This window comes from Paenibacillus sp. PCH8 (assembly GCF_002968835.1).
Lineage (GTDB): Bacteria > Bacillota > Bacilli > Paenibacillales > Paenibacillaceae > Paenibacillus.
Genome location: NZ_PKQK01000001.1, coordinates 1,393,721 through 1,416,313, shown reverse-complemented (window position 1 = coordinate 1,416,313; position 22,593 = coordinate 1,393,721). Strand labels below are relative to the sequence as shown.

Here is a 22,593-nt window from a genome sequence, read left to right as displayed (position 1 = left end):
AGTGTCGAAAACTAGTGTCTGCCATGAAACAAATAACCTATAAAAAGATACCCCGATATGTAGTGCTGTCGATTCTATTTCTGACTATTTTAATTGGTTTTCGCTGGATCTGGTCCGAATCTTTCACTATACCCAAACATCCTGAACCCAATAAGGGTGTTCTTGATCTTCGAGACTGGGATCTTGCCAACGCTTCACTAATATCCCTCGATGGAGAATGGGAATTTTTCCCCCATGCGTTAATCTCCAATCGCGACACAAGGATATCGAGCCACCCATCGACATGGATTCAAGTTCCTGGAGATTGGCGTAATACGTTACCATCATCTTCGTCATCATTCGGGTATGGAACGTACCGAATTCGTATTCTTCTGAACCCATCGGTCGAGGAAGTCACTCTCTGGGGGCAGATGATTAAGGCTTCATCGACCGTAGAGATGAACGGGACCATTGTTGCCAAATTCGGTCAACTCGCCACACATGCCGAAGCCTATCAACCAGAAAGGACTGCGTTTACAGCTTCCTATGCTCTTAACGGAGCCAGTGAAATTGATCTTCTTGTACAAACAGCGAATTTTGATGACCCTTACAGCGGTGGTATTATGCGCTCCCTCTATTTTGGATCTCCAGAAGCGATTGAAAATGAGCGAGGATTATCCATGGATTTGCAAAAAATTACGATCGCCGTACTGCTCCTGCACAGTCTGTATGCTTGTGTCATGTTTCTGTTTAACCGGAAGCAACGAGCTCTGCTGACGTTTTCTATGTTAACACTGACCGTTGCCCTAACGGTTGCATGCGACCATGACAGTCTTCTATTGAACTGGATACCGCTCAACTTCTCTTGGATGGTCAAGGTCACAGCCTTAGCCTATTCATTGTTCTCGTTCTTTCTTCTTCTGATGGCGAGAAGTTTCTATCATAGTCTACAAGGGCGCAGACTTTTCCACGTATATGCCAGCGTGCTTGGTGTCTACTCTGTATTTTTGCTGATTGCACCAGTAACAATGATCTACCACGTAATTGAGACCGGGTTCTCTGAGTTCCTTTATCTGTTTGCCATCGGCTGGTCTGTGTATCTGTTCTTCCGAATGGCAGCTGAGAAACGAAGTGATGCAAGCTTTTTGCTCTTTGCGGCAACCAGCAGCTTATCAAGTGCACTGTGGGGAGTCGTGAACTCCCATAACGAGATTACCAACGTGTATTATCCCATTGATGTCATCGCGGCCATATTCTGCTTCTCCACCTATTGGTTCAAGAAATACTTCCGCAATTCAGGTGAGATTGAGAAGTTATACGAACAGCTCAAAGAGGAGGATCGGCAGAAGGATCAGTTTCTTGTAAATACGGCCCATGAACTGCGCACACCCCTGCATGGCATCATCAATATTGCAGAGAGTATCGCGGTACGTGAACGGCGTAATTCAGGAAGTCAGCAGGCAGAAGACATGAAGTTGTTAGTTACCATCGGTCGACGCATGTCCCAACTGGTCGATGACCTTCTGGACGTGATTCGTTTGAAAGAAAAACGGATTAAGCTGGTGAAAAAGCCTCTATCTCTTTCATCTGTCATCTCAGGTGTTATCGGTATGTTCCGATTTATGGCAGAGGGTAAAAGTGTGCAAATGACCGTGGATATCCCAGAAGGAATACCACTTATTCAGGCTGATGAGAGAAGGCTTGTTCAGGTTCTCTACAACCTCTTGCATAATGCACTTAAATTTACCGATGAGGGTATCATTACCGTATCTGTTCGGGAAGATGGAGAGCACATCTTGATTCAAGTTTCGGATACAGGCGTTGGTATGAGTGAGGAGATACAACAGCGAATATTCGAGGCATATGAACAGGGGACCCCAGAGGCTCGTTTGAGTGGAGGAATCGGCCTCGGTCTAAATATCAGCAGGCAGCTCACCGAACTCCATGGCGGCCAACTCACCGTGCAATCTGTACCCGGGCAAGGATCGATCTTCCAAATCTCGCTTCCACGGGAAGATACCGCATCGCTAGCTGATCAGACGGAGCAGCGATGGGACGATCACAACTTCGAAGAAGTTGCGATTGCTGAACCGCAGCAAACCATTTCTCAAGATAAGACTGCCGCAAGAATTCTCGCCGTCGATGATGATCCTGTAAACCTGCGAGTACTGATCTCCATGCTTGCGAATGAACCCTACCATATTCAACCTGCCGCTTCCGCGCTTGAAGCACTTGAGTTGCTGGATATGGAGCCGTGGGACTTACTGATTGCCGATGTCATGATGCCTCATATGTCCGGCTATGAACTGACAGAGAATGTACGCAAACGGTATTCGGTATCCGAGCTTCCCATTCTATTGTTGACGGCTCGTAACGAACCGGCCGATATCTACGCCGGATTCATGGCTGGCGCTACGGACTATGTCACCAAGCCGGTTGATGCCGTAGAGTTGAGGCACCGCATCGGATCACTGATCGTGCTGAAACAATCCATCGATGAGCGGCTGCGCATGGAGGCTGCTTACTTACAAGCACAGATTCAGCCACATTTTCTTTTTAATACGCTCAATTCAATCATGGTTCTTAGTGAGATGGACACGGAGCGAATGCAGAAACTGGGCGATGCCTTTATCGAGTATCTTCAAACCAGCTTTCATTTCGTCAATTCGGAGAAAATGGTGGAGGTCACTCATGAATTGGACCTTTCACGTGCCTATCTCTACATTGAGAAAGAACGATTCATGGACCGGCTGAACGTTGTCTGGGAGATTCCAAGTGAGCTGAATCTGTGCCTGCCCCCACTATCCATTCAACCGCTCATTGAAAATGCAGTTCGGCATGGTGTACTAAGCAAAGTCGCGGGCGGTACCGTTTGTATCCGGATCATCAATCAAGCAACGGCTACCTTAATCGAGATCGAAGATGACGGTGTGGGCATGGGTCCAGAGCAGATCGAACAAGCTCTGGCTTGGCCCAAGAAGAGCACCGGGCGAACCGGTGGCATTGGACTAACGAATACACATCGACGGCTGACTCAGATGTACGGACAAGGCCTGACCATCGTCAGCTCACCCGGTCAAGGAACGAAAGTTTCCTTTGTGATCCCTTCTGACCGTAACAAGGGTCTAAGTGACAGGTGAGCCAGATGTAACCCTGCCTGACACTCCGTTCAGAGCGTGTGGGCAGGAAAATATAGACACGCCTAACGACAAAAAAAGAGCTAAGCCCCGTTGCAATCCGGCTTAGCTCTTTGGCATATTGAGTTAATAAAGCTACCTCATTAATATGTTAATCGTATCGGTATAAGGTTACACATGCAGCACATGCTTCTCATCGGATAAGCCAAGCGCCTTCGCGGTAGCCATATTCACTTCGCGAAGAAGGTCCTGGTTCTCAACAAGTGACACGCCATAGGAAGGAATCATCTCCTTGATCTTCGGCTGCCATGCCTCCATATGCTGCGGGAAGCAGCGCTGGAGAATCTCAAGCATGACCTGAACAGCTGTAGATGCACCCGGTGATGCCCCAAGCAGAGCCGCAATCGTTCCATCCGCAGACGTGACTACTTCCGTTCCGAATTGCAGTGTTCCCTTGCCCTGAGGGGTATCTTTGATCACCTGTACACGCTGGCCCGCCAGAACCATGTCCCAATCCTCACTCTTGGCACCCGGAACAAAGTCCCGCAATTCTGCCATGCGCTGTTCCTTGGACAACATCAGTTGTTGGATCAAGTATTTGGTCAACGAGATTTCTTTGACACCTGCTGCGAGCATGGTTAGCAGATTATGCATCTTCACAGACGTGATTAAATCGGCATTGGAACCCGTCTTGAGGAACTTCGGTGAGAACCCGGCAAACGGCCCGAATAGCAGCGACTTCTTATTGTCGATAAATCGGGTATCCAGATGCGGAACGGACATAGGCGGAGCCCCGACCGAAGCTTTGCCATATACTTTGGCATGATGCTGTTCCACGACTTTCGGATTTTTGCACACCATAAAGATCCCACTAACCGGGAATCCGCCGATATGTTTCCCTTCTGGAATGCCCGTCTTCTGGAGCAAATGCAGACTTCCGCCGCCCGCGCCGATGAAGACGAATTTCGCCTGATGGCGTTCCACGGCTCCGCTTTTCAGATTTTTCACCGATAACTCCCAGAGTCCATCACGGGTACGTTTCATATTCTTCACGCTATGTTCGTAGTGGATATCCACGTGTTGTTCCTTTAAATGTCCAAGCAGCATACGCGTTAAAGCACCAAAGTTAACGTCCGTGCCGGAGTCAATCTTGGTAGCCGCAATCGGCTCGTTGCTTGTACGATCTTTCATCATCAGCGGCATCCATTTCGCCAGCTCTTTCTTGTTATCCGAGAATTCCATACCCGCGAACAATGGATGGTTCGATAAGGAGTCATAACGTCTTTTCAGAAACTGGACATTGCTCTCTCCGTGCACATAACTCAAATGAGGAATCGGCATAATGAAGTCCCGCGGATTACGAATCAGACGGCTATTGACGAGATAGGACCAAAATTGCTTTGAGATCTGAAATTGTTCATTCACTTTAATCGCTTTGCTAATATCTACGGTTCCGTCTGGTCGTTCAACGGTATAGTTAAGTTCGCACAATGCAGCATGCCCGGTTCCAGCATTATTCCATTCGTTGGAGCTTTCCTCTCCTGCAGTGGCGAGCTTTTCAAAAACCTTAATATTCCAGTCTGGTGCCAATTCTTTTAGCAAAGTTCCCAAAGTTGCACTCATAATTCCGGCACCAATCAAGATCACATCTGTACTCGTTTGTCCCTGGCTCATGTCTACCGTCCTTATATCCTATATTTGCCAAAAGGATGTAAGCGTTGTCGATTTGGCATTTGAAGCAAGCCCATTCTTGAACGGGGTCGCACCTTCTCTGAATGAATATGAATATAACCTTGAACTAGTGTATCAATAATATAGAGCAATTTAAATATGCAATTTCAAGATATTAGCTATTCCCTCAGTATACGCTAGTTTATGTCAGATGGTTAGCCCGGTTATAGGCCTGAAAGATTTATTTGTTCAAAACAAAGAAAGGACCCCTGTTTTAGTGGGACTTGGCACATGAAATGTTGTATAGCCGCATTTAGTCGTAAAAATGGATGCGCCAAAAGCCGCTTCGAATCTCTTCGTCAGCGGCTATATATTTAAGATTAACCCTTACCACCCACGGCGTTTCCCGGAGTACTCAGAAGATCGAAATAAGTTCCTTCGTATACGAATGGCGTTCTTCAGCGAACAACGCATCCGCGCCAAAGCGATCAACAATCCGACCTTCCCGCATGACGATGATACGCTGGCTCATGCGATGTACCGCAGCCAGATCATGCGAGATGAACACGTATGACAGACCAAGCGATGTCCGGAGGTCAGTGAGCAACTGTAAAACTGAACCTTGCGAGATCACGTCCAGGCTGGCTGTCGGTTCATCCAGAACGACAACATCCGGCTCAATGCCGATGGCCCGTGCGATCGTTACACGCTGACGCTGTCCACCACTTAACTCGTGCGGATATCTTCCAGCCAAATCACTTGGAAGCTCGACAGCTTCAAGCAGCTTATGGACGTAAGCGTCCTTCGACGTGTAGGTAAAGTGGGACAGCTCGGCGTTTCGTCCAAGTTGTTCATATGGATCGATTAGTGAATCGGCGATCTTGAGCTTCGGATTCAGTGCAGCCATCGGGTTCTGGAATACAATCTGAATCTTCCGGCGATGAGGTCGCAATCGTCGGCCGCTCAGCCGCGCGATATCCTGTCCGCCCAGTGTAATCGAACCCGTGTCCGCATCTTCGATCCGCAGCAGACAGCGGGCAAGCGTACTCTTGCCGCAACCGCTCTCTCCAACCAGCCCAAGACACTCACCCCGGTTCAGGGCGAACGAAATATCATTCAAAGCTGGTCGGTCTGCACCTGCATACGTTCGGCTAAGATGTTCCACGTGAAGCACCGGATGATTAAGGATGTGGGGCGAGGAAGCAGTCTTTGCAACGGCGGCATCTAGAACGGAATCTGTATGCGCATGATCGGAATCTGTAGCATTTATAACTGCATTGTGTGTATCTATAGTATCTATGACCACATTGTCTGTATCTGCATTGTCTAACTTTGCATGGTTTACGCCTTTAGCAAGGTCACGGACCCGCACATTGGATTCTTCGGACTGATCGAGTCCATGGCGTTCTTCATTTGCAGTCGTCTTCATTCTGTTCCCGCCTCCTTCAATCCCGACTTCAGTGAGCGACTCAGAACGGGAGCCGCCTCGATCAGCTGGCGCGTATATTCATGCTGAGGATGATCGAGAATGCGATGCTTGCCGCCCGATTCAACGATCTGTCCTTCCTTCATGACCGCCAAGCGGCTGGCATAGCGACGTACATGACGCCAGTCATGCGTGATAAACAGAATGGCACAGCCTGTCTCCGCTTGCTTGCGTGCCAGCAACTCCAACACGCGATGCCCGGATACACTATCGAGCGCCGTCGTTGCTTCGTCAGCGATCAGCAGACGAGGAGACAGCATCAGCGACGTTGCTATAGAAGCACGCTGGAGCTGTCCACCGCTCAACTGGAACGGATAGCGGCGCAGCAATTCCGCACCAAGACCAACCGATTCCAGTGCTTCCTCGGCTCGTTTCTTGCGGATGGCAGAAGACTTCTCCCCATGTACCTTCTGGTACTCATCAAAGTGCCCACCAATGCTGCGAAACGGCGTAAACGCTCCCTGATAGTCTTGAAAAATATACGAGATACGGCTTCCCCGCAGGGCGCGCATCTCCTTAGGCTTCCGTTCGAGCAAGTTGCTGCCTTCGAACATGATTCGCCCCGACGCATGCAGGTTGGGCGGCAGCAGACGACCAATGGCTTGCGAGAGCAAGCTTTTGCCACTACCGCTCTGTCCAACCAGTGCCATGAACTCGCCTTCGCGAACAGCCAGAGAGACTTGATCTACAATCGTACGATCCCGACTGGAGATGCTCAGTTCCTCCATGGATAGAATCATGGCTGCACCTCCTTCTTCACATCAAACCGGTCTCGCAGGTAGTCGCCCAGCATGTTGGCGAGCAGGACTACTGAAACAATGGCAAGGCCCGGATAGATCATCAGCTCCGGCCGAGACTGGAAGTAAGGCCGCGAGTCATTCAGCATCGCGCCCCATTCAGGTGTTGGCGGCTGTGCGCCAAGGCCGATATAGGACAGTGATGAGATGAGCAGAATGATTTTGCCCAGATCGAGACTAGCTAACACGAGCACATGCCCTGCGATATGTGGAAGCAGATGTTTTCTCATGATACGACCGTCCGTTAGTCCGTTAGTCCGGGCGATGCGAATGTAATCCTTTTGGGACTCCGATAGAACCGTACTTCGAACGAGACGCGCATAACTGACCCACTTCACGATCACGATCGCCAATACCAGATTACCGATTCCAGCACCAAGTAAGCCACTGAGCACAATCGCCACGATGGTATCAGGGAAAGCCAGAAAGGCATCCGCAATCCGCATGAACAGTTTATCGACCCAACCACGTTTGTACCCTGCGATTAAACCAAACGGAATGCCGATCAGTAGTGCAGCCCCGAGTGCCAGCAGGCTATAACCCAATGTTTGACCACCACCAAGCAGCAGACGTGTCAGTACATCGCGGCCCAGATGATCGGTGCCGAATGGATGGAGGGTACTTGCGCCCTGCAATCGTCCGCGCAGATCGGTTAACGTATGGTCATGTTTCAAGTATAAAAAGGCATATAAGGAGGCCGCGATGACTAGCAGTGCAAACAGCAGACCCATGATCGCTTGCCAGCTATGTTTTTTAGCTTTTTTCGACGAAATGGGCATGGACATGGTTTTCATCGGTGGGCCTCCTTTTCCTTGAGTTTCATTTCGGGATTCAAATAATGATAAGACAGATCAACCGCCGTATTCACGAGGAATACCACGATCGCCATGATCAGGATGTAACCCTGGATCAGTGGGTAATCACGCTGGCGGATGGCGTCAACGACGAGCTTGCCGATGCCCGGATAAGCGAACAACACTTCGATCACGACGACTCCGCCAATCAGGCTACCGAGGCTTACGCCAAATACCGTAATCACAGGCGGGAGACTGTGCCGGAAGGCATGAACTAAGAAGATTCGGCCTTCGGATAATCCTCTTGCCCGGGCGGAACGAACGAACTCCTGACTTAGTGAATCTAGCAAGCTTGAACGTAAAAGACGCACATAGACGCTGGAGATGGCAAGTCCCAGCGTCAGAGATGGCAGAATAAGCGATGTGAATCCATCCCGGCCCATAGTCGGCAGGTTGCCGAAGCGTACGCCGAACATGTCGATCAGGATTAGGCCCAGCCAGAAGCTCGGCACCGCCGCACCCACAATGGACAGCATCCGGCTGCCTCGGTCAATCCAACTGCCGCGATGGAGCGCTGACAGCGAGCCGAGTGGGATCGCTATGACGAGCATGACCAGCAGTGCGCCAATCGTCAGTTCAGCTGTAGCCGGCAACGCACGCATCAGAGTCTGCATCACTGGCTGACCCGTTGAATACGACATGCCGAAATCCAGACGCACGAAATCAAACAGCCAGTTGCCGAACTGCACAGGAAGCGAGTCGTTGAAACCCATCTCCTCCCGTACCGCTTCGACCTGCTCCTGGCTGACGGACAATTCGTCTACGTTCAGGATCGTCAGCACCGGATCACCAGGAGCGAGACGAATGAACAAGAAGCTCACGAACATGATGAACATGAGAAAAACAAACACTTCCAGAAACTTACGAAGCAAAATGCGAAACATTACATCACATCCAGCTTGTTGGTAATCATGTAATATTCACTGCGCGTCGTGACCCAGTTCTTGATCTTCTTGCCGTTATAGGCAACGATCGTTGCTGGATGAAGGACGAATGAATTAAGTACATGATCATGCACATAGTTGGCTGCCTTCTCGGCAAGCTCTGCGCGTTTCTCCGGTTCAACCGTAAGCTTCAGCTCGTCGATGATCTTAGTCAATTCAGGATCTTCCGATCCACTAAAGTTAAGAGCACCCTTCGGGTGGTATGTTGCATTCAGGTAATAACCGGCATCCCCACGAGGAGCTGTCAAATTACTATACGTCGCAATATCCCAGTCTCGGTTGGACGCCATATAATCTTCCGGGGTGTCAATCTGGCGAATCTGGACGGCAATACCGATCTTCTTGGCGTCAGACTGGAACACTTGGGCAATCAGCGGCAAATCCGCACGAGCCGAATACGTCAGCAACGTCAACTGTAACGGTTTGCCGTCCTTGGTCATCACGCCGTTTTGCTGGGTGTACCCTGCTTCGCCAAGATATTTCACAGCCACATCAGCCCCGGATTCGGTTGTTGTATCTGTGTAGGTTGGTGCGAACGGCAGCGATGGCAGGAACGGTCCGATGGCTGCTTCGCCGTAGCCGAGCAAGATGGTGTCCACGATGCCCTGACGGTCAATCAGCGCGTCCAGCGCACGACGAACGTTGAGGTCCTTCATACCCTCCCGCTGCATGTTCATCGTTAGCTGATGCACGCGGAACGTCGACGTGGACTCAACCGTCATGCCGTCCATCTCTTTGATCGATTCGAGGCTCTCGACTTCTGGACGATATACGATATCAACCTGTCCAGATTTAAGCGCGAGTGTGCGGGCATTGGCATCTTCATTGAATGAGAACGTGATGGAATCCAGAGGCGATGCTCCGTCCCAGTATTCATCATAGCGGTCCAGTTCCAGCTTGCTGCCTGGTGTAAAAGAGGTCAGCTTGAACGGGCCTGTACCAATGGGCTTGTTCACAATGTCCGGCTCTCTCACATCGATAATCGCCGTGTTGGGATTCACCAGTTCCGAAGCGAACTCCGGGAACGGCTGAGTTGTGGTGATCTCCAGCTTGTCGCCCTCGGCTTCAATCGTATCGATCTTCAGCGCGTTCTGGATGGCTACATTCTCTTCCAGTGCCCGCTCAAGGGATGCCTTAACGGATTCACCCGTCATAGGCTTGCCGTTCTGGAAGGTCACATCATCTCGCAGGTCGATCGTCCAATGCTGACCGTCCTCGCTCTCCCAGCTCTCGGCGAGCCATGGAGCAACCGTCAGGTTATCTTCATCGAGACGAACCAGCGTTTCCGTAATGCCCGCGCGCAGCGGCACATAGCTGGAATCCACATGTGGATCTAGCGAGCTGGTGGAGAAGTTATATAGGAAGTGAACATTTTTATCGGTAGAAGGTTGCGCAGCGGGACTGGACTCAGATGATCCGCAGGCGCTCAACAGTCCAGCACTCAAGGCCAAGGAGACCAGCGCTAGCAGTGGCGTCTTTTTATTCAAGGTAATGCCCCTCTCTCTTAATCGTAATCATTATGATCTAAACAATGAGTATTATCATATCGTAATGATTACGTTTTGACAAGAGTTATATTGGTGGTGTAACGAGAAAGAATCCGACTCTCGGATGAGAGCGGATTCTTCATGTTTTTGTTACATATGAGGGCTTTATTAGTGGGCATTTCATTTGCGATCCGGGATTGTTTACATTTAGAACCATGCAGGGTTTCTCGAAGAGTTACAATCCAGTTTCGTAGTCTTCCAGCAAATGTGACCAGTAACCTCGATGTTCTTTAAGGATTAAACAAAATAGAGTTTATGCGGAACATTTCAGTTACAAAATTCGTTTAGCGTTTAAAGAGGGGGAGTACGATGAGAAGATATTCACTTATCGCCTTAATGTTTGCTGCAGTTATGGTCCTGATTCTTAGCGGCTGCCAAAGTTCTATTAAGCCCGATCAAGTCAGAGTAAGTAAAGTACCGAAGGAATTACACACCTTCTATCCTGGCGATATTACACAGGTTGATTCTATTGAAATGATGAGTGGCAGTGATGGTACTAAAAAAGTAACTACAGATCAAGTGCTGATTCAGGAATGGATTGAAAAGGTACGCGATTTAGAAATCGTTCTTGATCCGGATCAAGAAGATTCAACAGGGGTTTTGTTCCATGTCACGATGTTTGAGCAGGGAAAAGAAGTGCTGTACATGACACCTACCGATATGAATCATCAGCGAATGCAGCCACAGTTGGAATTGGCTGACCGAATGTCGGAACTTTATGATGCCATAGAATAAGAGTGTTCATGTGGCCTGTATTCAAAGTGATTACATTCCCAACAGTTCGATTTAGAATTATCCTTCGTAATCCACATTTTCAGCAAAGTAGGTTCTCTATGAAGTCAACCGCTTTACATCGGTTAACTTTTCCTGAAGTATTTGAATACTCGTACTCTGCAGTATGTCAGGATTTAATTCAGTAACAAAATCTAGAAACTGATGTGCATTTTTCATAATTTCTTCTGTAAAGGAAGCCGAACTTACATTAACACCATTCCAATTTGAGTATCTAAATTCCTCATTTGGTTCAGTAATAAATAAGTCCAGAATAACTTCCCGATCAATATCTTCTACTAAACTAACTTGTAGTTCCACTCCCTGCCGTTTAAACTCCAACCACAAATTAGCGCTATCAGGAATTCGATAAGCAACATATTGATGTATTCTAATCTTCTGGACTATAGTCAGTAAGTCCACAAACCATCTATTAAGTCTTTCATTACCAAATGGACAATCGTCAAAGAACATACCGTACTTACTTCCGTTAAAGTCCAATTCAATAATTCCTTCGATATCTTGTTTCGTTAGATCAAACTGCTTTGCAGACATTTGTTTAATTTCATCAAAGTTATCAATTGCTTTAAAAGAAATAGTGAACATATTTGTACACCCCTAATCTATTAAATCACTAATTTTATATATATGTGTACCATAAACGGAATCAACATTATCATTTCTAATGAAAACTTTAATCTGTTCATCAAATACAGTAAAAGTATGCAATCCATCCTTTATTCCCTGTTGCTTCAACTGATTAACGGCCTCTGTAGACGCATTAGTTATTTTATTATCAGACCACTCTTTATTAAAGAAAGACTTTCTACTTAGCATTTCATTGATTTGTTCATCGGACATTTTCTTTTGGAGATATGGGATTTGTTGCTTCGTACTATTAACAGAATGTCTATTAATAACATGGTCAATCAGATTTTGGCTCAACTGAGCTCTCTGCTCTGTGGCTTTTGGAGTTGCCTCTAGTGCATTTTTTTCTATACTCCCATTCTTAGCCTTAGCAGCCTCAATATTCTGCTTAATCTTCGCCACTGCGGGATTAGAAGCAGGCAATCGATAAGGCCCCTTACCACCCGGCATACTCCCACGAACCATCTGAATTGCCATGAAAATCTGACTGAACTTGAGAGACGCAACCATCATCTGAGCATACTTATCCGATACAGGCTCTCCTGTTGTAGGATGAATCCCCATCTCAAACGCCTTGATCTGTAACGCAAAAATATCTTCCCCAGGCGGTTCAACGTTTACAGCTTGCATACGATTAAAGTCCAGATGTCCCTGATCCCTCTCATAAGCCTGAAGGGCAGCCTGATCCGTAACACCTTTCTCATTCACAGGCATCATTTTACCAATCATCGAGTTATAAGCCATCCGATATCCCTTATCACCCGAACCTGAATCACCTGTTGATTTGGTCATCATAGCTGCGGCACCGACTGCTCCAATTGCACCACCCAGACTTACCCTCTGAGTATCTGCATCTTGGAATCGCGTGGCGATATCCTTCAATTCCTTCGATGTGTTCACCATACTCTCCAGCGCTTTATCCAGTATAGGTCGTGACTGCTCGAACTCATAGTAAAATCGCTCCTGCGTCGCGCCCATCCACATCATCTGAACGAACATGATCTGTCTCGTCAGATCACTTCGTATACTCTCTAACTGTTGTCTGGCTTGATCCACCTGATTCGATACGTGATGTAGTTGTTCAGGGGTAACTTTGATTGTACTCATACGTTTCTCCGCTCATTCGAAATAGGATTATCCTATGTTAGCAGAAGTGTGATATGTAAACTATCCGGCTAACATCCTGATTTCACCATGGTAAAAACACAAGCTGTGCTCCTCATCGGTGCTATGGTCCTATATGCATATACCCACTTCAAGGAATATCCTACCAGTTTCAGTAAATACCTTTCCTACTTCATTTCCTCCAGCATTACCCGATACCGCCCAATCTGCTCCGCTGTCGCCTCTTCCCGCAATGATTCCAACAATGCCGTGCACCTTATAAAATACCGATCCATCCCAAGCTTATCTGCTAACCGAGCCGCCTGCAAAATAAATTCCACTGACTCCTGCGGTCTTCCCATCCACCGTTCATACAAAGCCCGCTGATAACAGTAATGGTACATATCATCGTTGTTTAAAGAATCCATTTCTCTGACAACACCCTTTATCTGATCCTCGAACACAAGTAAAACCCGATCAATCTTCCATCTATACCGCACTGCTGCTTCCATAATCACTTTCAGACCTGCCAAACCTTCCTCCGGATGCTCAAGCAAAAAGTTCACATACTCCTCCCGCAGTTCCACCTGCCCAGCTTCAATCTCAAGAGCATACCGATTCGCTTGTACCTTATGCTTAAACTCCTGCACCACCTGCACACCTACCTCATCCAGATCCTCCATCCATCCCAGTTCTGCATACTGTTCGATACATGCCCGCGCCTGATCTACCTGTCCCATCTTCTGGTGGGCTATACCCCGCATCAAATGACTGAACCCATAATAGTAGACCAAGGGCCGCTCGATGTGTATATGTGGTGCAGATACTCCCTTTGACTGATACTCCTGCCGCTCTTCATGGATCGACTGCACACATTGATATAACATATCCGCCCTCTCCATCACCTTGTTCCAATTCTCAAAAGCCACAGCCATGTCCAACATTTCAACGATGATGTCCGGTTTGAGTGATTTTAGGATAGATTTCTGCAAAGGTGATTCCTCCTTTGATAGTATAGGCGAACAGTTTTTCTAATTACTCCTGTGAAGTAATGATATTCGTTTATTATACTACTTAAAATTAGTAAACAATATAATTATTACTATATATTTTAACCTGACTTTTATGACACATCTTATCTAAGCTTATTATGAGGTGATTCAAATGTCAGAGTTACGCCAATTAATTGGTACACGAATTAGAGCAATACGCAATGCCAAAGGTCTTACTCAACAAAAGCTAGCTGATATTGCTGGATTAGACTATAGATATATCGGAGCATTAGAAAGAGGCGAAAGGAACTTTTCCATTGATACTTTGGAAAAAGTCCTAGTCGCTTTGGATGTATCTATAAATGAACTAATGTACCTAGAAAACAAAACAAACTCTGTTGAAATTTTACGTAGAGAGGTCATTGATCAAATAGTTAGCATGACTACTGATTTAACTCAAGATCAATTAAGTATTATTAAAAATATCAATAAAGAGATTCGTACTAGTTTTAAAATTTAAAATTAATACTCCTTAAACGAAACCTGTAAATGACTTAGAAAACTTTACACTGTGCGCCTCCACAATTTTAGTACCATCTTTCGATATAGTTTTTTGCAGATTGTTATTTGCTCACGCCTAGCTTCTTCAAACTTGGTAGTGCACCTTCCATTAAGGAGAAAAGTTAGGTTCCGTTTATATAGTAATTTATTTTGAATATTATGGAGGATAAATATTGTACATTCTAGATAAAAACATAATTATTAATACCATGAGAGAAGCAGTAAAAGAACCTCTTCAGAAGTTGATGATAACCGATGCAAAGAAACAAGAGAAGACAAAAGAGATGAATAAGTTGCTTGATGAGGTACATAATCTTGTATTTCAAATGCTAAGAGATAAAGTCGGAGAGGATCAATTGTCAGAGTGTGCATTTTTAACAAGGTATTGCTGGATAATTGTATCATTAGAATGTCGTAATTATATTTGGAATTACGAATCAATGGATTTATCTAGAAGATCAGGAGAACTTTGGGAGTCTCTTGTTAAACTCTGTTGGACTTATCCTGTGAAAAAAAATGTAAGGAGATTTGCGGCCCCACATTTTAGCACTGTATCTTTACAAATAAAAAAAGCATTTCTAGAAAAAATAAGAAAAGGAAAATTATCTGAAGAATTAATAAGTTCAATTTATTATGATTACGAGCTACTATGGTCACTATTAGGTGAAAGTATTAATCTTGACTCAGATGAATTATTTGAAACCTTTGACGAGATAGAAGATAGCCTAATTGAGTCTGAAACTAAACATGAGAAAGTAATCATTGATTTTAAAGGTAGTTATGGTTCGAATGAAAAAGGAAATAAAGAGAGGCTTTTAACCGTAGCGAGAGTTTATGATATGTTAAATAAAAATAAGCTTACTGATAAATCTTATAGATGTATATTAGCCGTAAGAACTGTAGAATCCTCTGGGCATAATTATCTTAGACAGCTTGAGAGTTCAGGATTGTGGACAGTTATGCGGGGTAACGAAGTCTATAATATGATCCATAAATACACAGGCTTTGATGTTTTAAATCTCATAAGAGTTTACAATCTTAACATTGTGGATGATTTAGATAAGCCAACAGCAGAATATATGAGGAAGAATATTACCTCGAAGCAAGGGAAGTCGTTTGCTGAACATTATCTAACTTGGTGGTGACTTGAATAGATCTTAGGTTTGGCTTATGATTAACTTAAGCTAAACTTAAGATTTTTTGATTTGGGAGGATTATACTTTTGGACACTTTTAAGTCTTACTATACAAAATCACAATTTATTACAGATTACATGATAAAAAGAATTTCTCTTGAGGAAGGTGATCTTATCCTTGAGCCATCTGCTGGCGACGGGGTTTTCATTGATGAAATGTTGAAAAATAAATCTGATATTCAAATTGATGCGTATGACTTAAATGTTGATGCAATAGATGTTTTAAAAATAAAATACACCAAAAACTCCAATGTAAATATTACACACGGTGATACCTTATTAGACTTACAACTTGATATCCATGTAATGTCAAATGGGAAATATGATAAAATAATTGGAAACCCCCCTTATGGGGCATGGCAAGATCAAGACAAGAGGAGTACCTTGAAGAAAAAGTATGCGGGATTTTATGTTAAAGAGACCTATACTCTATTTCTATTAAGATGTATATCACTATTAAAAATTAATGGAATACTAAGCTTCATCATACCCGACACTTTTATGAATCTTCATAGACATAATAATTTAAGAGAATATATGCTCCTAAATACAAAAATAAAAGAGATTGTTCTCTTTCCTTCAAAATTTTTCCCAGGAATACAATACGGATATTCAAAAATGTGTATTGTAACGCTACAAAAGACCGATGATAAAAACATTGCGTTAGATAACGACGTTAAAATCATTAAAAATTTAAAGAAGCCGTCTGACATTGATAATATCACGCATGAAAGGGATCTGACCCATTTCAGCGTAGAATTATTGAATCAGAGAGTTATATTTGATTCTATAGATAAGGCCTTCCTTATTAAAGCAGGTGAAGGAGTCAGAAATTTAATTAATTCTTCTAAATTTACATTAGTTGATATTGCAGACTGTGTAACCGGAATCTACACAGGCGACAATAAAAAATATTTTAAAGTTTCATCTATAAATGTAAAAAACAATCTAAGTAAATGCCCTGTTATAGAAAAAGATGAAATAAATCATAATTTTAATAACATTGAAAATATTATGGAAGGTATTGAAGGTAACATGCACTTTATACCTGTTGTTAAAGGAAGTTCCGAAAGTTATATTCGAAAAAATGAATGGTTCATCGACTGGGGTAAAGAAGCAATTATTCATTATAAAACTAATAAAAAAGCTAGATTTCAAAATTCCCAGTACTACTTTAAAAAAGGCATTGCACTGCCTATGGTAAAATCGTCAAAGATTAGAGCAAACCTTATTGATAACCAAGTATTTGATCAATCCATAGTAGGTGTATTCCCAAAAGATGAGAAGTATTTGAATTTTTTGTTAGCATTTTTCAATTCAGAAGTTTTCAATTCGATAATTAATACTATTAATCCTACAGCCAATAACTCTGCAAATTATGTAAAAAAAATACCAATTATCTTGCCGAAAGAGTTATCTCACATTGATGAGTTAGTAAACCAACTAACAGATTTAAAAAAAATTAATGGTAAGGTTAATAATGAAATTCAGATTAAATTAGATAGAATCTTCACTGAATTATATTCTGATTGGATCATTTAATAATAAATGAAGTGTAATAATCATTTTTGTGAGAAAACATCTACTAGAATGGAGGTTTATCCACTGAATAGTAAAAATTAAAGTCATAAAATGTTGTTTCTGCATCTATATTTCTTTTTTTGGCAGATTGTCCGTTCTAATGCCTCAGCTACTCTGAGAAATATTTGCTAACCGCTTTACTCACCAGACATGCCTTCAGACCGTTCGGTCAGATATGTGAATCACGGCGCACAAACTGATTCCTGTTTACAGTAGTTGAGTTGGATACCCTTGCGTTTTCTCCTATCATACGCAAAGGTATCCAGCTCACCTTTTCCATATATCACACATTATATATTTAGTTTATTAGGGTTGGGCCACTCACGACAAACTTCCCTTTTTATTCAGCAGCCTACAGTCGTTTATCTTTGATATTCAACATCTTCAATCTAACTTTTTTAAGTCGATCTTATCACTTCAACAAACAACCCTAAACCTCAAAAAACAACTCCCCGCTCAAACGCCGCAAACTCAATCCGATTACGCCCATTCTGCTTCGCCTGATACAAGGCCTTATCCACCGCAGCGAACAGCTGGATCAGATACCCCTCTGGATTATCCGGTACATGCTCATACGCAAAATCCTCAATCGACAGAATACCGACGCTGATCGTAATCGACACCTGCGATATCTCGTGATTAACCACCATGTGGTTGGATTCCACAGCCAATCGTACCCGCTCCGCAATATCATTCGCCAAGTCATGCTCCGTGTGTGGAAGGTAGATCATGAACTCCTCCCCGCCATAGCGCGTCAGAATATCGGTACTGCGGATCGATTGTTTGACCGTCTCCGCCGTGCGGACGAGCACCTCATCCCCGATGACATGTCCGTAGCGATCATTGATCGCTTTGAAGTAGTCGATATCGAGAAGCAAGAGGGAGAACGGCGTTTTATATTGAATATTCGTGATCACCTCATGCGTCAGCTGCTGGGTTAGATAACGGCGGTTGTAACAGTTGGTTAGACTGTCCATTAGCACGAGTTCTTCCAGCTTGCGATTGGCTTCGGACAATTCCTGACGGATCAGGTCCAGCGCATGGTTCCGCTCCTGCAACACCTCATTCTGCCGATTCATCTCTTTGGCATAGAAACGCTCTTGCGAGATATCCTGGAAGGTTAGAATATGACCGATCGGCACAAGAGATGAATCGACAATTGGAGACGATTGCAAGATATATTGCCGGATCGTATCGTCCCGTTCCACGATCAATTCAATGTGAGACAGGGTATTTTTCTTTTGCCTGTAATGATTCAGGAACTCCCGATAGCTACCCGCGACATAGACAGATTCCAGGAAGGCTCCCATATCAAAAGAATCCCCCACATGCAGATCCATAAAGGATCGAGAGGCTTTGTTCGCTTCAACTATGACTTCATTCTCATCCAGTACCAGGATGCCATATGGAATGGTATTGATTACATCCTCATGGGCGATGGAGACCAGATCGAACACATTGTATCTTTTGATCACATAGACGAAGAACAGGTCCGACAGAAAGATCCCCAATGAAGTCATACCAGGAATAATCGGCAACCAGCGGGCTAGAACGACATTCAGAATCGCATCAATTGTTGCAAACACAGCCAAGACCAAGATGCCCCACAGGGTGATCCGCACCTGTTTTTTGATCATCGCAGACGTCTGCGAAGAATACACCGCCCTGAATAGAACCACGAGGGAAGTCAAGAAATAGCTCACCAGAATGACCATCACAACCCAGAACCAAGGGCCGTAAGCCCGCTCGATGTACCCGCCCTCCAGTGGAATGACGAACTCGTGCCATGGATTTGCGACCACACCTATAGCTCCGATCACCGCAGGGACGAATAGCAGGAAGGTTCCTTTTGCACTCAAACGCTCCGCATAACCGGTAATAAAGATCGTCAGTAGAAGCCACCCGCTCCCCAGCAGGGAGACCGCGACGAAAGATAACGTAACGTAGAACAACTGCAGACCGGAATCATCTGTGAGCGTACTCGCAAATTGACAGAAAGGCCACAGCATCATCAACCCGTGAAATAAAAAGTACACTTTATGTAAGTTCGTAATTCTAACCGTAGCAAACACATATACACCTACACCAAACAAAAGGACAAATAAAAAGAGATCATACCATACCAATGGGTTCACGAATCTTCTCCTTCTTAGATGCTACAATGACAACGTGGTTGTTCATAATTCTATATGATACTTATTTAAACTTCGATAAACACCTATACAATACGGCCAAGCAATCTTATTGGTTAATTTAACCATATCTTATCACACCCCCATAAGGGTGAGTAGCCCATACTCTGGAAGTCCGACCAACCTCTGATTGAAATTTGGATCTATTTTGCGCTTTTGTGAAGGAATCTGACTGTTACACGAAAAACCGCCCATATCCAACGGAGCGGCCAGCCAGCAATCTATTTTATTCAGATGATCCAAAACAATTCCGGAGTTAACCTCTCCGGCAGTAGTACACTCTCGTAATATTCACGAAAGTGTTTCATTCAGGTCTTTAACTACTACTGGAGAGTACTTCAACTTAGGATCAGGCTACATCTACTCTTCCCGTATTTCGGCTATGACTTGCCCATGATCAAGTAACCGTTCGCCTTCAGCGACCTGTTTCTCTGCGACCAACAGCTCCGATTGCAACGTATACCGTGCCTCCTTCATGAGATATGCTTCATGACTCATCACGACCGGATCTGCTTCACAATCAGGTGTAATGAGTGGTTCGTTGTCTGAGAACAAGTCTGGATTATCCTTCAGCATCTCCGTAATTACTTCTGCCGTCTTAGTCGCATCACACACTCTTACAACTGCATCGCCGAGCTTTCCTTTACGCATCGCACCTTCGCGAACCAGCACCTCGTCTACTTTCCAGAAGTGCTCTGACCATGACAACCCACAATGTCTGCGGGATGGTACTGAGATCTTGCTTTCATCCGGTAAAACCGTATATAGCATCTCATGCTCGTCCGTCATTCTGCCAGGGATGTCCACCCACTCTTCGACCCCATGGATAAACGTATTCCGTTTCAAGTCAACACCTACTAACAAGATCGTCGCTTTCCGATCGAGCAGTTTCCCCCATGCGGAACCTCGCGCACATGGCGTGTCGAAGAGATGATCGTCCTTCGTAAATACCTTTGCATCCCTTCCCAGTGCCGCTACCGAGTGTGTCGGGTGCCAGGAACGAACTACGCCAGGGCGTTGACGAAATAGTTCAGGCAGAATCCCAACGCAGCATGATGAAGTTTCCACGTGGAACACGGGGTTATCCGCATTGATCGTGGACCACGTATGGGTAGGTAACACTAGCAATCCGTCCTTCATATAGTCGCTAAAGGCATCCAACACCGTGTCCGCGCCGCCTTCGACCTCGCCTATACTTTTCATCGATGAGTGAATGAGCAACGTGCCTTGCCCATCCAAACCGAGCTGCTCTAGTTGCTGCATCAAACTTTCTTTTGTATACATGTCCTTCCTCCTTCATTTCGTATCCCTTTTCGATGGAAAAGCAAATCCTTGCTCCGCTTCACATCATGCTTCATAGCACTAGAGTAAAGGGCTGGATTCGCACCAGCCCCTCCTCATCAAACCGTACGTGAGGTTTTCCCTCATACGGCTTTCCGATGTTTGTCATTCATGGGCATGCGGTTCACAATAACGTTTTTAGTCCATACATGTTGGCAATATACTTGACTTCAGTCCCTGAACTCATCCAACTCCTGTACTGCCTCTTCTTCGCATACCACCGGGTTAATCGCTGCAGAATATACCAATCCAGCTTGGCTAGTCTCTTTTGGCTGTAGTTCGTGTAGTAGTAATTTCTCCATCCTTGAATCTTGGGATTGAGCCATTTCACATGCTCCGCGAACGATTTCGACCGCATACTCGGTGGAGCCAGTCTTTCTTTGATTACCCCTCGAATACGTTCCTCCGCCTTTTTCGTTAGCCACTGCTGCGTGGTGTGATACACCTTGCCTTGGGACGTTTCTGCTTTTGTTTTCCGGTGATGCATTCCTAAGAAGTCGAACCCTTCGTCTCCTGTCCATAGGCCTACAATGCGGGTTTTCGTTGGGTGCAAGGTCAACTCTAGACGTTCCATGATTCTGTTTATGAGTTTATATGCATGTTCAGCGTCCTTTTTGGTTTTACAGACCACTACTAAGTCGTCTGCATACCTTGTCAGTTCTCCGATTCCACTTCCGTGTTTCTCCCACAGCCGGTCAAAGTAGTTCAGGTAGATATTCGCCAGAAGCGGTGAGATAACGCCGCCTTGCGGTGTTCCTAAATCGGACCGCCTTACGCTTCCTTCTTCCATGATTCCCGCTTGAAGCCACTTCCGTATTAATTTTAGCACCTGCCTGTCATTAATACGCATCTGCACCAATTTCAGAAGCTTCTCTTGATTAATGGTGTCGAAGTAGCCTTGGATATCGACGTCTACTACCCATTTCCCTTTGCGGTTACAGGCTTTTCGGATTCGTTCCAGCGCTTCTTTCGCACTTCGTTTCGGGCGAAATCCGTAGGATACATCTTCGAAGTCTGCTTCGAAGATGGGTTCAATCACCAATTTGGTTGCCATTTGTATGACTCGGTCGTGCACGGTGGGGATGCCCAGCGGTCTTGGCTTCCCGTCTTTCTTTGGGATATAATGCCGCCGTACGGGCTGCGGATGGTAATTGCCTTCTTTCAATTCCCGTTCGCAGTCCTTCAGGAATTTCGTTTCTCCTTGCTCCTCAATATCTGCGAGCGTCACGGCATCTACTCCTGCAGCTCCCTTATTCGCTTTCACCCGTTTCCAGGCTTCGCACAGCACATCCCAGCGATAGACTTTGTCGTACAGAGCATGGAATTTGCGTTTATTGTTCTCCTTGGCCGCATGACCTAGCTTTTCTTGGAGTTGTTGAACTTTTTCCTTTGGTGTCGTTAGCCGGTTGGCATTCACTCACTCGTACCTCCTCCAAAAGCATAAACAAAGTAGGACTCCTTCCCTCCCTAAGGTTATGTTGTCCTTAGGTTCCTCGGTACTATGAGCCCCTCGGACTCCCTTCCCACAGACGGTTCATTTCATCTTCTGGACTTATAGAGCGTCTCTTTACGGGTTTCTAAAAAAAAATTCCGTGTGGGGGAGGGTCTCCCCAGTTCACTGCATTATCTTTCAATCCATGCCGTTCCCTTTACGCCGGAGGGTTCTTCACTGTTGTCCCAAGTTCTGCACAGCTTCCTTGGCCTTCGGTCCATTGTCACGAGACTCGGCTCCCTCTTTTCCCCTTCGCAGGGCCCTTTTGACGACGCGGCAGGATTCACTTGATGTTGCGGCC

The 22,593-nt window shown here is 45.3% G+C and carries 16 protein-coding genes and 1 pseudogene; 5 read left to right on the top strand and 12 right to left on the bottom strand.

Annotated features, from left to right (window positions below; all coding sequences use genetic code 11):
* Positions 1 to 23: 23 nt before the first annotated feature.
* Complete coding sequence (locus C0Q44_RS06275) at positions 24 to 3,119, top strand: hybrid sensor histidine kinase/response regulator (protein WP_105406495.1); 3,096 nt, start codon at positions 24 to 26, stop codon at positions 3,117 to 3,119.
* Between the two features lie 168 nt (positions 3,120 to 3,287).
* Here C0Q44_RS06275 and C0Q44_RS06270 read toward each other — a convergent pair whose 3' ends face one another.
* The 6 genes from C0Q44_RS06270 to nikA form a co-directional block, all read right to left on the bottom strand.
* The gene (locus tag C0Q44_RS06270) at positions 3,288 to 4,790 is read right to left on the bottom strand and encodes a malate:quinone oxidoreductase (protein WP_105406494.1); all 1,503 of its coding nucleotides are present in this window, start codon (positions 4,788 to 4,790) and stop codon (positions 3,288 to 3,290) included.
* Positions 4,791 to 5,202: 412 nt separating this feature from the next.
* On the bottom strand, positions 5,203 to 6,216 hold the full coding sequence (locus tag C0Q44_RS06265; RefSeq protein WP_308737390.1) for an ABC transporter ATP-binding protein: 1,014 nt from the start codon (positions 6,214 to 6,216) through the stop codon (positions 5,203 to 5,205).
* Entirely contained in the window at positions 6,213 to 7,013 is an 801-nt protein-coding gene (locus tag C0Q44_RS06260) for an ABC transporter ATP-binding protein (protein ID WP_105406493.1), read from the bottom strand. The genes C0Q44_RS06265 and C0Q44_RS06260 overlap by 4 nt, the downstream gene beginning before the upstream one ends.
* A complete protein-coding gene (gene nikC / locus C0Q44_RS06255) occupies positions 7,010 to 7,864 on the bottom strand; it encodes a nickel transporter permease (protein WP_181150870.1) in 855 nt (284 codons plus the stop codon). The genes C0Q44_RS06260 and nikC overlap by 4 nt, the downstream gene beginning before the upstream one ends.
* Positions 7,861 to 8,808 (bottom strand): nickel ABC transporter permease, encoded by a 948-nt coding sequence (gene nikB / locus C0Q44_RS06250; protein WP_105406492.1) that lies wholly within the window; start codon positions 8,806 to 8,808, stop codon positions 7,861 to 7,863. Before nikB ends, nikC begins: the two co-directional genes overlap by 4 nt.
* Complete coding sequence (gene nikA, locus C0Q44_RS06245) at positions 8,808 to 10,355, bottom strand: nickel ABC transporter substrate-binding protein (protein WP_105406491.1); 1,548 nt, start codon at positions 10,353 to 10,355, stop codon at positions 8,808 to 8,810. Before nikA ends, nikB begins: the two co-directional genes overlap by 1 nt.
* A gap of 369 nt (positions 10,356 to 10,724) precedes the next feature.
* Between nikA and C0Q44_RS06240 the strand changes: the two genes are divergently transcribed.
* Positions 10,725 to 11,150, top strand: coding sequence for a hypothetical protein (locus C0Q44_RS06240; RefSeq protein WP_105406490.1), 426 nt, complete (start codon positions 10,725 to 10,727; stop codon positions 11,148 to 11,150).
* Positions 11,151 to 11,246: 96 nt separating this feature from the next.
* Here C0Q44_RS06240 and C0Q44_RS06235 read toward each other — a convergent pair whose 3' ends face one another.
* The 3 genes from C0Q44_RS06235 to C0Q44_RS06225 form a co-directional block, all read right to left on the bottom strand.
* Positions 11,247 to 11,792 carry a hypothetical protein gene (locus C0Q44_RS06235; protein ID WP_105406489.1) on the bottom strand — a complete coding sequence of 182 codons (546 nt, stop codon included), beginning with the start codon at positions 11,790 to 11,792 and terminating at the stop codon, positions 11,247 to 11,249.
* A gap of 12 nt (positions 11,793 to 11,804) precedes the next feature.
* Positions 11,805 to 12,941, bottom strand: coding sequence for a WXG100 family type VII secretion target (locus C0Q44_RS06230; RefSeq protein ID WP_105406488.1), 1,137 nt, complete (start codon positions 12,939 to 12,941; stop codon positions 11,805 to 11,807).
* 185 nt (positions 12,942 to 13,126) lie between these two features.
* A complete protein-coding gene (locus C0Q44_RS06225) occupies positions 13,127 to 13,930 on the bottom strand; it encodes a DNA-binding protein (RefSeq protein ID WP_105406487.1) in 804 nt (267 codons plus the stop codon).
* A 172-nt stretch (positions 13,931 to 14,102) separates the two neighbouring features.
* Here C0Q44_RS06225 and C0Q44_RS06220 point away from each other — a divergent pair, with 172 nt between their 5' ends.
* The 3 genes from C0Q44_RS06220 to C0Q44_RS06210 all read left to right on the top strand — a co-directional run bounded on the left by C0Q44_RS06220 (position 14,103) and on the right by C0Q44_RS06210 (position 17,228).
* On the top strand, positions 14,103 to 14,450 hold the full coding sequence (locus C0Q44_RS06220; RefSeq protein WP_105406486.1) for a helix-turn-helix domain-containing protein: 348 nt from the start codon (positions 14,103 to 14,105) through the stop codon (positions 14,448 to 14,450).
* Positions 14,451 to 14,664: 214 nt separating this feature from the next.
* Positions 14,665 to 15,636 (top strand): hypothetical protein, encoded by a 972-nt coding sequence (locus C0Q44_RS06215; protein WP_105406485.1) that lies wholly within the window; start codon positions 14,665 to 14,667, stop codon positions 15,634 to 15,636.
* Positions 15,637 to 15,713: 77 nt separating this feature from the next.
* Positions 15,714 to 17,228: an Eco57I restriction-modification methylase domain-containing protein gene (locus C0Q44_RS06210; RefSeq protein ID WP_219845171.1), complete on the top strand. Its 1,515-nt coding sequence runs from the start codon at positions 15,714 to 15,716 to the stop codon at positions 17,226 to 17,228.
* Positions 17,229 to 17,704: 476 nt separating this feature from the next.
* Here the strand turns inward: C0Q44_RS06210 and C0Q44_RS06205 are convergent, their stop codons facing one another.
* The 3 genes and pseudogenes from C0Q44_RS06205 to ltrA all read right to left on the bottom strand — a co-directional run bounded on the left by C0Q44_RS06205 (position 17,705) and on the right by ltrA (position 22,217).
* A complete protein-coding gene (locus tag C0Q44_RS06205) occupies positions 17,705 to 19,402 on the bottom strand; it encodes a histidine kinase N-terminal 7TM domain-containing diguanylate cyclase (protein ID WP_105406484.1) in 1,698 nt (565 codons plus the stop codon).
* Positions 19,403 to 19,990: 588 nt separating this feature from the next.
* A pseudogene (locus tag C0Q44_RS06200) lies at positions 19,991 to 20,743 on the bottom strand (AAC(3) family N-acetyltransferase); the annotation flags it as partial.
* A 181-nt stretch (positions 20,744 to 20,924) separates the two neighbouring features.
* Entirely contained in the window at positions 20,925 to 22,217 is a 1,293-nt protein-coding gene (ltrA, locus tag C0Q44_RS06195) for a group II intron reverse transcriptase/maturase (RefSeq protein ID WP_105406482.1), read from the bottom strand.
* Positions 22,218 to 22,593 lie beyond the last annotated feature (376 nt).

Coding starts and splice junctions, on each gene's coding strand:
- C0Q44_RS06275 (WP_105406495.1), top strand. CDS start 24: ATGAAACAAATAACCTATAAAAAGATACCCCGATATGTAGTGCTGTCG.
- C0Q44_RS06270 (WP_105406494.1), bottom strand. CDS start 4,790: ATGAGCCAGGGACAAACGAGTACAGATGTGATCTTGATTGGTGCCGGA.
- C0Q44_RS06265 (WP_308737390.1), bottom strand. CDS start 6,216: ATGAAGACGACTGCAAATGAAGAACGCCATGGACTCGATCAGTCCGAA.
- C0Q44_RS06260 (WP_105406493.1), bottom strand. CDS start 7,013: ATGATTCTATCCATGGAGGAACTGAGCATCTCCAGTCGGGATCGTACG.
- nikC (WP_181150870.1), bottom strand. CDS start 7,864: ATGAAAACCATGTCCATGCCCATTTCGTCGAAAAAAGCTAAAAAACAT.
- nikB (WP_105406492.1), bottom strand. CDS start 8,808: ATGTTTCGCATTTTGCTTCGTAAGTTTCTGGAAGTGTTTGTTTTTCTC.
- C0Q44_RS06240 (WP_105406490.1), top strand. CDS start 10,725: ATGAGAAGATATTCACTTATCGCCTTAATGTTTGCTGCAGTTATGGTC.
- C0Q44_RS06235 (WP_105406489.1), bottom strand. CDS start 11,792: ATGTTCACTATTTCTTTTAAAGCAATTGATAACTTTGATGAAATTAAA.
- C0Q44_RS06230 (WP_105406488.1), bottom strand. CDS start 12,941: ATGAGTACAATCAAAGTTACCCCTGAACAACTACATCACGTATCGAAT.
- C0Q44_RS06220 (WP_105406486.1), top strand. CDS start 14,103: ATGTCAGAGTTACGCCAATTAATTGGTACACGAATTAGAGCAATACGC.